Raw genomic sequence first — 13,920 nt, 5'->3', positions numbered from 1 at the left:
AAAAAATTCTGTAATCAGGCATAACGTAAACTATTCTTCAACATCAAACTGAGTGGAATCAGAAGGTTTCAACTCAGTTGTTAAGTTAACCGATATCCCTTGATTTTTATTCGAATCATCATCTTGTATAGGAAAGATAACCAGTATATTTTAAAGGAATGAGTACGTTTCGGAGTGTGGTTAAAGTGAATAATTATGAACGATTTCAGGCAATCATAGCGTACTCAATTGATGTAATTGCAGACATGGTCATTTGGCTGGATAAAGACGGGCGATATATCTTTGTCAACAAGGCCGCAACTGAGCTTCTTGAATATTCCTCAGATGAACTCCTTAACTTAAAAGTATGGGATATTGATCCTCTATTTTCTGAGGATAAGTGGTGTACTCACTGGCGCGAACTTGAGGAAAAAAAATCGCTAAGAATTGAGACTGTTAACAGAAAAAAATCCGGACAGGATATCCCTATTGAAGTTACAGCAAATATGGTGGTTTTCGAATGTGAGAAATATAATTGTTCAATCGTCAGGGATATTTCAGAGTATAAACGAGCAGAAAAAGAATTGCGTTCATTAAATGAAGCGATCTTTCGTTTAAGTATCACTGATGGGCTGACCGGTATATCAAATCGCCGATATTTTGATGAAGTGTTTATGCGAGAGAGCAAAAGACATTCACGCACTTTGGATCCTCTATCTATCATTCTGTTAGATATTGATTATTTTAAAGAGTACAATGATTATTATGGACATGTTGCGGGAGATGAGTGCTTACAAAAAATTGGACGAGCTCTTGCTGATATAATTAAAAGACCCGGAGACCTTGTTGCTCGTTATGGTGGGGAGGAGTTTGCTTTTATTCTTCCTGAAACACCGGAGGATGGGGTCAGGGAGCTGGCAGGAGAAATAAAAAAGCGTATTAACTCCTTGAGTATTAGTCATGTTTTTTCGCCAGAGACGGGATGTATCACATGCAGTCTTGGCGTTCTTACTATTATTACTCCTGGACTTTCTCCAAGAGAAATATTAAATACTGTCGATCAGCTACTTTACAATTCAAAGCGAGCGGGAAGAAACAGAATCTCTTTTGGTGTGAGATAGGTAAATGAATACCCCGGCGAGGGGAAGTTAAGCGATTCGAGCTAACGCGAAGGAAAACTCTCTGTACCTGACTATAACTTAGTTGTATTTCTGGGAAAAACTAATATGTGCCATTGCACAATGTAGTTATTGTCCTGAGGTTCCCCATGTTTCAGTTAAAAATTTCTCTCCGCGACAGCAGACCCCCGATATGGCGGCGGGTACTGGTTCCTGAGCAAATGCCATTAAGCACCCTTCATCAGGTGATCCAGTTTTCCTTTGGCTGGAACGACGAGCACCTGTATATGTTTGAGAAAGGGCGCAAAGGTTATCCCGGCAATGACTATCGTGTATGGGGCGATGGTGAGGACATGGATTGGCCCCTATGTTTCCATACACTTTTTATCACTTAACCCATTACTGGTTCGTCGCCGCAGATATTCCCGTGGTGAACGATATCCCAGTGCACTATGCGGATGCCATTCGTTGTAATGTTCGAAGGCCTCCGCAAGGTTCTTTACCGCTGTTAACCCCTCAGGTTTTGGCATGATGCTGATGTAGTCGCGCTTCATCGTTTTCACGAAGCTCTCCGCCATCCCGTTGCTTTCCGGGCTACGTACCGCCATATGTTTAGGCTCCAGTCCTACCATTCTGGCGAACTGACGCGTCTGATGAGAACGGTAGGCTGAACCGTTGTCTGTCAGCCACTCAACGGGGGATGTCGGCAGGCTGTTACCGAAGCGAAGCTCTACTGCACCCAGCATGACGTCCTGCACGGTTTCACTGTCATACCCACCGGTACTGGCCGCCCAGTGAAGTGCCTCGCGATCGCAACAGTCCAGCGCGAACGTGACCCGCAGTTTTTCACCGTTATCACAGCTGAACTCGAAGCCGTCAGAGCACCACCGCTGGTTACTTTCTCCAACGGCCACTTTCCCTGTATGCGCTCGCTTCGAGGGCGGTATTGCCGGTTTACGCTCAAGCAGCAGCGCATTCTGACGCATGATGCGGTATATGCGTTTGGCATTGATCACCGCCATGTCGTCAGTTTCTGATTGTCTGCGCAGCAGTGCCCATATACGACGATAACCATAGGTGGGCAGATCGCCGATAACGGCATGAATACGGGAAAGCGCTTCAGTATCATCAGGCTTGCGCTTGCACCGACGATCCTGCCAGTCCTTCGACCGACGGGCCATGGCATGCAGCTGCGCACGTGAGACCCGGGGGCAACGACTGACAAGACTTATTCTCCATCCTCTGGTAACAAGGGCACGTGCGCTATCCACTTTTTTTTTCGGCCATATTCAACGGCTTCTTTCAGCAGTTCGTTTTCCATGGTTTTCTTACCCAACAGGCGCTGCAGCTCTTTAATTTGCTTCATCGCAGATGCCAGCTCCGACGCGGGTACAACCTGTTCACCAGCGGCAACCGCGGTGAGACTGCCTTCCTGATACTGCTTACGCCACAGGAACAGCTGACTGGCAGCAACGTCATGCTGACGGGCGACCAGAGACACGGTCATTCCGGGCTCAAAGCTCTGCTGAACAATGGCGATTTTTTCCTGAACGCTGCGCCGTCTGCGCTTCTCTGGACCTGGAACATCAATCATCCGGACTCCAACGACTAGTCTAAAAACTAGTATTAAGACTATCACTAATTTAAGTGATACCAACTGTCTGGAGATTCATGGGGCCAGTCTAGGGAGTTGCCCCCGCTAAAACGGACACGGCTAATTTATAGCTAGTAGCGAACTTCTGTACTCTCTCGGTGACTGCATTTTCAGCCCTTTATGAGGATGCCAGTTATTATAGTCTTCCATCCATTCCGTCAGTTTTTCCATTACGGTCACCGCATCCGGCAGGTCATTCACATACACGTAGTCACGCTTGAACGTTTTCACGAACGATTCAGCCATCCCATTGCTCTCCGGACTACGCACCGGCGTCGTACACACGATGAACCCGAGTGAGGCAGCGAACGTCCTTGTGGCGTCCGCTATGTAGCAACTGCCGTTATCAGTCAGCCACTCAACTGCGTGTGGCAGGTAAAGCGTATTTCCAAAGCGCTTTTCTACACTCTCTGTCAGCAGATCCTGCACCATAACGCTGTTTATACCACCTGTTGTGGCCGACCAACTGATGGCTTCACGATCACAGCAGTCAAGGCTGAACACCACCCGCACGACTTCCCCATTCCAGCAGCGGATTTCGAAGCCATCTGAACACCAGCGCGTATCCGGCTTAAGTGTCACGACGTTGCCGGTATGACAGCGCTCTGGCTTTTTATGGCCAGATTTTGCCAGTAACAGGTTATTCGCCTGCATGATCCGGTAAATACGTTTGGGGTTAACCCGCCAGTTCTCTTCCTTCAGCGCACGATTGACGTGCGCAGTCACGCGACGATAGCCGTTTGTTGCCCGTTCGCTGCATATCTGGCGGATAAGCGGTAACAGTCGGGCGTCATCGTCTTTGCTGTAGCGGGCTGACCGGTGCTGGCGTTTGTCCTGCAACCGGTCATACAGATTCGAACGCGATACACAGAGCACTTCTGCTATTCGGATGAGGGGATATCGTCCGGTGGCAGCAATGGCATGCGCGATATCAACTTTTTTGCCTGGGCTATCTCAAGCGCGTCGCGAAGGATTTCGGCTTCCATCGTTTTGCGTCCCAGCATCTGCTCAAGCTGTTTGACTTTTTTCTCCAGGGCTTTGAGCTCGGAGACGCTGACTACCTCATCGCCTGCGGCGATCGCAGACTTCCCACCATCGTTCATGAGCCGTTTCCACTTAAAAAGAAGACTGGGTGTGATGCCATATTGCCGGGCAACAAGTGAGACGGTGTAGCCGGGCTGCATGGCGAGCGCAACAAAACGGGCTTTCTCTTCGGGAGTATAACGGCGGCGCTTTTGCTCGCCAGTGATCACTTCGATTCTTTGCACAGGACACTCCTTAAACATAGCTCTATGACTATGTCTTACTGGTGAAGTGTCCGGTTTAAACGGGGGCTATTACATGACGCTCAGTGTATGTCTCATGGTATTTATGAACAACGCTCCGTCTAATAGAATCAGACAACTTACAAAAGTAGTCTCTAAGAAAGTACCTATGCTAAGTGTGATTAAAAACTGCGAAACATCTCCTTACCGACAGTTATGTCTGATAACCGTCTTTAAATAGTATAACCATTCAATTTTTATAACAACTTCAACACCATCCAGAATAAGAAACGGAAAAGTTAAAGATAAAAGTTGAGTTGATTTGCATAGATTCTAGAGGATACAACCGCTCAACAAAAATAAAACAGAATAAATCAATGGTCAAGTACATAAATATTAGTTATTCAAATCAAGTTCATCTTAGTTAGGTCGTTGCATTGTATTAATTTGATGAAAGAGTGAACATTGTTTATGCTTTACTATATCAACAACATAGATACCGTAAAGTTCTCACTTAATCATTAGGTTGCATATAATAAAAGAGGATTGGCTTTACTACATCCATCAATTCAAATAAAACCACACCGTTATCATTTACTATAACCAACTTATTAATATTATATTCACAGCAATTGTAAGAGTGTATGCATATGAAATTATCAAAAGTCTTTACTTTAATACTTTGTAGTAGTGCGAGCCTAAACTGTACTAGCAGTGATACAGTAATAGCCCCGTATGAAAAGACACTTGAACTAGATAGTTCAACTTCCAGAAGTTTTCATTCAATGCTATATTTTCCATCAGGAGTGTTACTTCACAATCCCGGATATATTGTCGGAATTGAAAAGTCACCCAAAGAGATAATTGGTGGGCCAAAAGGGATTGATGACGAATATCTAATCAAAAATGATACCTATGTTAATGGTGAAATAGATGGCAGTAATGATACCAGACATCAAATAAATATGTTCACAAAGCACAATATAAAGTCTATGTTTATTTCTCACATCATTAAAAATGATTTTAATGTTATTAAAGGAAATTCACTGTCTCCTTATATTACAAATAATTACTGTTTTGTTTATAATGCATATATATCAAAGTATTTGGCTGATAAGTCAGGAAGGGATCTGACGAAAGTAAATGGATGGGAAGCCTGCAAATTTTCAAGTGCTATTGAAGATGGGAAAAACGCAAAATTATCTTCATTTTATAAAAATAGTGATATGGGACTGGCTGCACTTAAGGACAATCTAAAACACGATCTTAAAACTGGATCTTATAGCCACATACTGATCATTGTCATGGGGTGGAATACATCTCAAAGTGAAGCTGTTAGAAATTTCAATGATATTGCAGGTAATATAATTACCGCATCTCTCGAACAAGTTAAAAAAAACAAAGTAAATCATTCGGCTAAACCAAACACTATGGTAGTCCCAAGATCACTGGCTATAGGCCCAAGGGAAAGTCAAGATAACAGTATTTTCAGACCTCTGATAATTGGTATAACGTGGCCTTCATACTGGTCAACTGGTCAACTTAATGTAATTAGTTATACTGACAAAGCAAACGATGCTGACGAACTGGGTATAATCTGGCTTAATAAGATTATCAATAACATCATACCAGAAAGTTTGAGCGAATCAGGGGTCAAACTACCTGTTATTGCTATAGGACATAGTTTTGGGGCTCGGGCAATGACTCGTGCATTATTTAGCAGTCCGTTTATCAAAAATGATAAAATGGTTACGAGCCCAGTCAGTTTAGCTGTTTCATTACAGGGAGCTATGAGTATAAACAGGTTCTTTCCTAAATTAGGTATAGAAGGTGCTCCGTACAGAGATTATTCTAAATTGACTAACACCAAAATAGTACTTACTGCTTCAAAATTCGATTCGGCAGTTACTATTGCGAAATGGACAGACCCTGCCGGTGGATATAAAAGTTATGAAAAAGCTTGTACACAGTCTGTTTACTCTGGAGCTTTTCACTGTATGACGGCCTCAGACACTTCATCTAAAATAGAACATGGAATTTTCAAATTATGTAATCTTGGTGAAACTTCTGATGAATGTGCAGACCCGCTAAATTCCAGTATTAGCCCGAGAGTAGTTGATTATATTGACACATCAAACGGGATAACGGAATACAATTCACTGGGTACAGGGGGAGGTGCACACAGTGACATATATCGATTACCTATGGGGCGATTGCTTTGGAGACTAATACAAGCCTATGCAATTGAAGAAAGAAAATGAAGACCTGTATGATTACAGCCTTCAAACAGCTCACCTAGATTTAGAAAAGAAGCCAGAACTCGAAGCCTGACTAGCTTTGTGAAGGCTGGCTGTTGAAAGAGCATGAATTTGATGGATTCGAGAATTTAAGCAACTTGTTAAAAAGTTTCTTTCCTGAGATCGACGTACTCTCCAAGTTAGAGAGGGAAGCAATCGCCCTAGTGCAGCCACTAAACTAAGTGTAAGCAGGAACTAAGCCACAAAAATGAGCAGAGGATGAGCATGGAGTTTTGGCAGAGCGCGCCTGCCTGCAAGTGATTGCATTGGCAGGCGGGCCGGGGAAGCGTTATGACATTCACGGCGAACTGGAGGGGAATAATGTCGATATATTGATCACCTATGAATCCTTTAGCGCGGGTTTTGCTTAAAGCGCAAAGGTAATTCAGGGCCGCATCTGGCGGTCATGAATTACCCATTAATAGCGCAAGAATTCACTACCAGCTTATCCCCGCTGTATGTGCAACCCTCCCGGGTGCGGTATTTATCAGGATGTTCGCAGCCATAAGTGATTGTGCCGTCGCTGTTTTGCGTTGAGCTGAAAATTCCTTTGATCACACTCTTACAGCACTGTTTAAATCTTGACGGTGTGGTGTAAGTGCATTTTTCCTGATTACTGGAAAATGAGTGCATAGCGCCCTTAGCGACTTCCATCATTTCCGGGTTATCCGACATACTAACGGCGGAGTCGGCCAGGCTGTTAATCACCGTCTGAGTGACATTTCCCCCTGATGCGCTTGCAACTCCAGCACTGACTACTGCTCCCGTTACCGTGTTCACCAGATCTTGCGTCTGGTCACGCTGTTGTGCTTCAAATTCTGCATTACTTTTTGCCAGAGTTGCATCTGCCTGAGCTCTATCGGCATCCGATTTTAAGAAGCCCTGATATTGTTTTTTGATGCCCTCGTAGTAGGTCGCCAGTACCGGTTCACCCGCGTTTCGGTAAGACTCTGAAAGGAATGCACCACGCTTAAAGCCTTCCAGATTGGCGTCGCCGCCTGCGGATGACTCAATTTCTGGCCCGGAGATATTTCTTGCCCTCGCTTTTGCTTCAACATGCTCTATAGTGGCCTGCCGTGTAGTCAGAGTCTGTGCCAGTTTTTTGTTACCTAATGACTGGGCAAGTTTGATCGGTCTGTCAAAACGGTCAGCATAGCGTAGCGGGTACTTAGGATTATCAATCAGCGCTACGTAGTTATTCATCAGGGTCGTGTCTCGGGGGCCCACATCGTAAATGGCATCCAGCACATCTACATTACTCTTGCTGTCCGGGTTCTGAAGCACCTGATTAACGTAATACTGTGCTTTTGCAGGATTAAGACGCGCCATGCTGATGTTGTAATACATCGTGGCAGGTCTTTGTAAATACGGGTTGGCGTTTTTAAAGGCCATCAGTTTTGCAAAGTTATCCGCAGCTGGCTGGTACTGTTGGAGGGCGTAATAGCTCAGTCCTGCATAGTAGTAGGCATCTTTAGCGTCCGTGCTCATCATCCCTTCTTTAATTGGACAGGTAGCCAACACCGTGTTGGAGGTATCAATCGCTCTCTGATACTGCTTGTTATTGATAAAGATACTGGAGTCATAGAGTAATTGAGAACACTGCGATTCAACCGAGGCATCGCTATTAGTAGAGGGATAACTACAACCAGAAAACTGCGATATGAGTGCCAATAATGCGATAGTAAATGGCAGCTGAGTGAGAAAACGCGTCATAAAACCTCTCAAATATTCCGTAAGTTAATTTGCTTTTAGTGACGATACCTGTTGAACCAACACTGTTCAATGCTGTTAAATCAGACTCTATTATTTTCCTCTCAATCTAACTTCGCACTCAATCACGGCTACAGCATCAGTATTTTGGTAATGCCTCCAATTAGTAGAACATGTACTTTTCGATGAAGGAACCGATGACTTTCTCGTGGACCTCAAGGGAGCGCGAGAAGCAAATCGTTTTGCGAGCTAGCCGCTTGATGCGGGTACGGAGCGTCAGATTGTTACGCTCAATGCGCTGTGTAAAGATTTTACCTGTCAGGTGCTTCTTCTTCGGCACTTCTCTGGCATAACTGCCCCAGTCGTCGCTGGTTATCATGCCTATGTTGAAGGGGGTCAGCAGCGCCAGTAGCTCTCTGCAAGTCTCATCGTTCCGTGGTCCGAAGGTGTAGGCCAGTACACCGCCAGTTTTGGTATTGTAAGCGTACCAGAGCCAGTGTTGTCGGGCTTTACTGCCAACAAAGGCCCACTGCTCATCAAGTTCACAGATAAGGGCTACGTCGGCGTGAGCAACCGGAGAAGATGTCATGCGGCAGGGTGAGAGTTTTTTAAAGCCCGTATGACGGTGTTGATGCCGATCTTCAGTGTTCTGGCGGTATCGCGAACACCGGAACCGTTATGAGCCATATCAACGATTTGTTCTTTGACTCCCGGCTTCCGCGCTTCATAGGTGTAGGTCAGTTGGAAAACACGTTTACATGATCGGCACCGAAAGCGCTCGTGTTGTGAGGTACTACGACCATGGCGATAAATTTCATCTGAATGGCATCGGGGACAATGGACGGTAACGGTAGCCACAGGAAACCTCAAATACCCATAGGTTAACAATAATTTCTATTGATTGAAGACATTACCAATATTGTTGATATTGTGTCGGTGTCATAAAATTATCTTTTTTTTGAAAAATTATTTAGCCGTTTTATTAGTTTTAACAATTGAAGTTTATACGATACACGGACATCCTACAAATTTTCAAAACTCTTATGTACTACAAAAAACCAACATTGATTAGGTAATTGATTTTTATCTAAGCTTTTAAACTTTAAAAGATTTTTCACACTATTATTGTCATATGGTTGGTAACGAGACAGTAGAGTTAGCAACTTAACTAGTGGCTAAATTAGTCTTTATAAGAGCAAAGTATGACAAATTCATGATAAAAGAGTAAAAGAATATAGATGCAAAGAATTTCATAACAAGTTATGGTCGAAGAGTTCTGACAGATACTGGAAGCATGAAACTGAAGGAGTGCCTGGGATGGGTTCTTCTTTCGAGAGAAAACAGGTACATGTTGCCGCTGCCATTTCGAACATTGCGCTGATCTGGATAACAGATAGCTTGATGAAATCATTGGCTCGATTACCCCCCAGAACATTTCTGGAACAACCCCGCTTATGCAGCGGGGCCTACATAATTATAATACCAAAACAACTGATAACGTTTTACCTCACCCCTTCTTTCAAGGTGATAAATCAGTTAATTCACGACGAGTTGTACAACCACCAGTCGCCCACCATCTTCTGAAGATAGGATGAACTGGGTGTTGTCCTCCAGCAGCAACTTTTCACCAATGCCGACAGTTTTCCGATCGGGAAGTGATATGAGCCCGCTAAGCCCCTCGTTAACCAGCCACCACTGGTCATTATGGAAGACGAAATAACCAACCCTTTTCTTCTGCTCATCGGTGGTTCGTTCGTTAGGAGCAATCAGTCGGTTGACGTGCCATGCATATAATGACTGACCGCTCCACACCATAAGCCGGTGATCATCTGGCCTGAAAGTTCCAGCTTTTCTCGACGAATACAGATTCAGGATGGGGAGTTTGCCTTTGTACGGTGTACCGCAATAGGGACAAACGGGTTTGGTCTTGCCATTGAAAACGTACCATTTCTGGTCACAATCATTGTTCTGGCATGGCTGGATGAGATCGACGGTTTTTACAAGGGCGCTCTCCCATTCATCAGCTGTCGGGCGCTTCGACGGATCATGCAACCCGTCAATAAAAGCCCGGTCGAAGAGAGGTTTCAGGTAGGGCCCCATAATGGTGTACGGGATTTTCTGAGGATCTGCCCACGGGAGCGAAAACGATGAGACCTGATTAACCTTAACTGCATTGCTTCTGTCAGTCGGGTGTTCGATAAAAAGTGCCCGCTCTCCCATGGAAAGCGCCTCATCCCTGACCTCATCATCGATATCGTGAATTTTCCCTCCCCGTAACGGGTGCCGGAAAAGAAGATACATGTAAATGAGTACCGAAAGTGCATGCCGGTCAGTAGCGATACTCGGCAATACGCGGCGGGGATCGTCTTTAGGAAGATGGCTTGTCTTCACCACTTCCGGTGCAATAAAATCAGGTGTGCCAACCACGTCTGGAGGATATTTTCCCGGAACCACCAGCCCATCAACATCAATAATGCATGCGTGGCCTAGTTCCGGATCTATCAGCACATTTTTATAACTCAGGTCACTATGACACAGGCCCGCAGCATGCATTCGTCTGACTGCACGCGTTAGAAGGATGCAAACCTTCAGATAGTTAAGCGTATTGCCACGTTCACGTGGATCGAGAAATTTATTCTGATTGTTCGCACTGGCAAACCATTTCCCTTCCTTTTCTCGTCCTTTGATCCCGAGGAAATCATTGTTTTTGGAACCATACCGGAAGAAGAAATGCTGCTGATAAGCAGGTACAACAATACCCACCTTATCAGCGTGCTCAACCACATCAGTGGGCCAGCAGAAAAGCCCTTTCCAGTAATCTCCACCAGTCTGCTCAAAAATATTCTGCCGGTACCTCCCGGTGATCATGTTGATACGTTCCCGGGCCTGTTCATTCTGAGGTTTATGGTAGAAGGCTACGACATATGATTTATCCGGAGAAAAATAAACGTCTTTCATTGAGCCAGAGCCGATGACTTCATCGACATACTGAATGGTTTTTCCATCCTTAGTTTTGCATGTAATTATATTTGCCATGAATAGCCACCTGCTATCGCATTAATTTCACCAGAGCACAATGATTGTGCGATCATCGTGATTTCCCGGAGAGAAAAAGTTAAGCCACTCCACCAGTTGTGCCGAGGCATGTTCAGGGTCTGTGAGTAGGGGAGAGAGCTCGGCCATCAGCCTGTCCCATTTTTGTGGATTCTGAAGCCCGTTATCCGTTTCAAACCAGGGATCGGAAACACCATCAGTCATCAGAACCAGATGCGATATGTCGTTCCACTTACCGATACTGATACGTTTACTGAATCCGGCATCACTGACGGCATCGGCATCCAGAAAACGCGTCTGACCTGCATACTCTCCGCTATCCGGAGTCCCAAGCACTCTGACTTTGCCAGCAGGTCCATATGCAGCTATCGCACCGTCACCTAACCAGAAAGACGCGGCAAACAGATCGGCACCGTCGCGAAAAGTGACGGTCGCGAGTAAAGTCGTTGAGAATGACTTTACTTTATCTTCAGCCATAATTGCGGCACTGCTGATATTGTTTACGGCCAGTACCGCTGCCTGTCTGAAGTGGTGGTTCATAAACTCCCATACTGCTCGCTGATCCTCACTGTTCCAGCGAAGGACCCTGTTTTTGATCTCAAGACCTTTTTCAGTCTTGAACTGGTTGAAGAGATAGTTACCAACAGTTTCAGAAACGATACGGGAACCTTCCCGGGAATATTTAGCGCTCCCCGCGCCATCAGCTACCAGTAATACACTCCATCCGGATACATCACTGAAGTTGAGGTAATAATCGTCGTCACGAAAAGAGCCTACATGTTCATGGGAGCGTCCACGACGGCTTGCTCCGGCAATATGAATACCTGACCGACAGACACTCTGGTGGTCGATACTCTTCTTGTAGAATGGTGCATCAGAAGGCGGGTCAATCACTTTCCAGAGACTTTTCGGATCAGGGTTCACGACAAAAAGTAACTTTTTTTCATTATCACGATGTGAGCTGCATGACCATTTCACAGTCAGTTCAAAGTCTCCGCTGTGCCCAGGCGTCCCCTGGAGGCGTCGCTCATTGATATCAAATATCAGCCCTATGTCCTGAGAGAAGTTAACCTCCGTAATCTCTGCCTCAACACCTGTATCAGTCGCTATTTCCAGTCGAACATCGTAGGGTTCACCTGCCCGTGCATTTGGCAGCATGATAAACACCTCCGGCACTTTTCCGGGGGAAGGGGATGTTTTATTCTCCACTCTCTGAGGTACTTCCCCGGGCCTTAAAGCACTGAGTGCGGTGTCAGGTGAAAGGTTGTCAGAAACAACCGGACTGGTTTTATCCATGTCTTCTGGTTGCGCCGTAACGGAAGCCTCAGTCTGTAAGACCCCGGTTTCATCAGGAACTTCTTCAGTGTGTCCCTGAACGCCTTCTGACACTTTATCATCCACCATTTCACTATGCGCTTCCTGATTATCATTTCCCTGAAGTGCAGTAGCGGCATGGACGGGTTCAATCTCAGGTCGATCAGCTTCGCTTTCACCAGAGTTTTGAGGTGGGAGGATATTGTCAGAAAAGGGCTGGGTAATACGTTCTGAAACTGTTTGAGTGTTCTCCGCCGGTATGGCTTCGCTTGCAGAGTGTTGAATGACCATTTCTCTCAGCTGCCGCACAGCAAGGGCAACATCAGGTATGTTACCAAGACAGAATACTTTATCAGCATCAGTCGGTTCCCCTGATGCCTCCAGAATGAGAGCAATAATTTTATGTTCAGGTGTAATGAACTCGCTCATTAGCCGCGTCCTCTGCTAACGTTAAAATCTGAATTTCCACCCTCGCTCTGAAAGGACAAACCTTTCCCACACCATGGGCAGTTCACATCATCAGGCCCATCAATACAGAGAAGTTTTCCGCAGGTACACATCGCAAAAGCACTACTGTTTCCGCAGTGTGGGCACCCTGGTACGCCATGGAGTTCACTGGTGTTTATCTGCGCCCCCGCTACGGCCATATCCGTCCATGAGAAGTAATCTTCATCCACAGGATAACAACCAGCAATGTTAAAGCTGTTAAGGTTTAGATCGAAAGCGAGTCCCGATACCCTGGCTGGCGGACGCTCATACTTAATCAGATAGGGTCGACGGGTTTTACTGCAACGCCCGGTTAATACCACACAGTTTTCATCGTATGCACGGGCTGTGTCATCTTTGGCAAGTTTGACGATATAGTCAGTTTGTTTAAGGGGCGGCTGAGAATCCTCGCCAACACTACGACTATGAGCCGTGACTGAAGCTGTGATCCACTGGATAAACCGCGAAAAATCGCCTTCCTGATTTTCCGTAAAGGATAAGACGTTTTCAGTCAGTTGCCTTAGTACACTGAGATCGACCGATGATCCGATCCCCACAGCAATCATGTTCACTTTTTTTGCATAAAATTCGTTCCAGCGCTTAACTTCAGCTGAAATGTCATCTGTCGGTCGACCGTCAGTAAGTAAGTAGACAACTGGCTTCCAGTCACCTTTTTCTTCCTGCGTCGTTTTTCGGACCTGAGAATCTATCTGTGTTGTCAGTTCCCGTAGGGCAGTCGCGAGGTTAGTTCCTCCACCGACAGGAAGGCGGGGGGGATAAAAAGACACAATGTCATGTAACGGGACAATCGTTCTGGCAACACCAGCAAAGGCAATAACTGACACCCAGACAGTCTCCAGAGCATGAGGGTCCTTACGCAGATCGCTCACAATCTTCTGCAAGCCATCATTCATCCTTTTCAGGTTTTCACCAATCATGGACTCAGAACAGTCCAGAACAAAAAACACGGGAAGTCGTCTCACAGGAAACTCCCTCATAGCAAAATGTGACGTCCATGGCAGAGATGGACTTTATCGGTATAC

10 protein-coding genes and 1 pseudogene are annotated in these 13,920 nt (G+C 45.5%); 4 read left to right on the top strand and 7 right to left on the bottom strand.

The features are described 5' to 3' along the window. The first annotated feature begins 185 nt into the window (after positions 1–185). Complete coding sequence (locus CW267_RS09740; protein ID WP_206053244.1) at positions 186–1,100, top strand: diguanylate cyclase; 915 nt, start codon at positions 186–188, stop codon at positions 1,098–1,100. 146 nt (positions 1,101–1,246) lie between these two features. Continuing rightward, positions 1,247–1,453: pseudogene (locus CW267_RS09735) on the top strand (IS1096 element passenger TnpR family protein); the annotation flags it as partial. 9 nt (positions 1,454–1,462) lie between these two features. On the opposite strand, the gene CW267_RS09730 reads toward CW267_RS09735, so the two are convergent. Then, a protein-coding gene (locus tag CW267_RS09730) for an IS3 family transposase (protein ID WP_165787430.1) occupies positions 1,463–2,691 on the bottom strand; the annotation gives its coding sequence in 2 pieces (ribosomal slippage) (positions 1,463–2,376 and positions 2,376–2,691; 1,230 coding nt in all). A 120-nt stretch (positions 2,692–2,811) separates the two neighbouring features. Beyond that, a protein-coding gene (locus CW267_RS09725) for an IS3 family transposase (protein ID WP_165787429.1) occupies positions 2,812–4,037 on the bottom strand; the annotation gives its coding sequence in 2 pieces (ribosomal slippage) (positions 2,812–3,695 and positions 3,695–4,037; 1,227 coding nt in all). A 629-nt stretch (positions 4,038–4,666) separates the two neighbouring features. On the opposite strand from CW267_RS09725, the gene CW267_RS09720 reads away from it, so the two are divergent. Together CW267_RS09720 and CW267_RS30465 are read left to right on the top strand one after the other, a co-directional pair. Then, entirely contained in the window at positions 4,667–6,277 is a 1,611-nt protein-coding gene (locus tag CW267_RS09720; protein ID WP_227521831.1) for an alpha/beta hydrolase, read from the top strand. A 269-nt stretch (positions 6,278–6,546) separates the two neighbouring features. Then, the gene (locus CW267_RS30465) at positions 6,547–6,684 is read left to right on the top strand and encodes a hypothetical protein (RefSeq protein WP_165787428.1); all 138 of its coding nucleotides are present in this window, start codon (positions 6,547–6,549) and stop codon (positions 6,682–6,684) included. A gap of 40 nt (positions 6,685–6,724) precedes the next feature. Here CW267_RS30465 and CW267_RS09715 read toward each other — a convergent pair whose 3' ends face one another. The 5 genes from CW267_RS09715 to CW267_RS09695 all read right to left on the bottom strand — a co-directional run bounded on the left by CW267_RS09715 (position 6,725) and on the right by CW267_RS09695 (position 13,860). Further along, complete coding sequence (locus CW267_RS09715; protein ID WP_100781763.1) at positions 6,725–8,026, bottom strand: tetratricopeptide repeat protein; 1,302 nt, start codon at positions 8,024–8,026, stop codon at positions 6,725–6,727. Positions 8,027–8,186: 160 nt separating this feature from the next. Beyond that, a protein-coding gene (locus tag CW267_RS09710; RefSeq protein WP_100781762.1) for an IS1 family transposase occupies positions 8,187–8,881 on the bottom strand; the annotation gives its coding sequence in 2 pieces (ribosomal slippage) (positions 8,187–8,638 and positions 8,638–8,881; 696 coding nt in all). 678 nt (positions 8,882–9,559) lie between these two features. After that, complete coding sequence (locus CW267_RS09705; RefSeq protein ID WP_004196935.1) at positions 9,560–11,059, bottom strand: helix-hairpin-helix domain-containing protein; 1,500 nt, start codon at positions 11,057–11,059, stop codon at positions 9,560–9,562. A 27-nt stretch (positions 11,060–11,086) separates the two neighbouring features. After that, the gene (locus CW267_RS09700; RefSeq protein WP_100781668.1) at positions 11,087–12,820 is read right to left on the bottom strand and encodes a PP2C family serine/threonine-protein phosphatase; all 1,734 of its coding nucleotides are present in this window, start codon (positions 12,818–12,820) and stop codon (positions 11,087–11,089) included. After that, complete coding sequence (locus CW267_RS09695) at positions 12,820–13,860, bottom strand: TerY-C metal binding domain-containing protein (protein ID WP_099745344.1); 1,041 nt, start codon at positions 13,858–13,860, stop codon at positions 12,820–12,822. Before CW267_RS09695 ends, CW267_RS09700 begins: the two co-directional genes overlap by 1 nt. Positions 13,861–13,920 lie beyond the last annotated feature (60 nt).

Origin of the sequence: Klebsiella sp. X1-16S-Nf21, assembly GCF_002837615.1 — a bacterium.
GTDB lineage: Bacteria > Pseudomonadota > Gammaproteobacteria > Enterobacterales > Enterobacteriaceae > Klebsiella > Klebsiella variicola.
The sequence above is the reverse complement of the archived record's forward strand: the minus strand, read 5'-3'. Positions and strand labels throughout refer to the sequence as shown.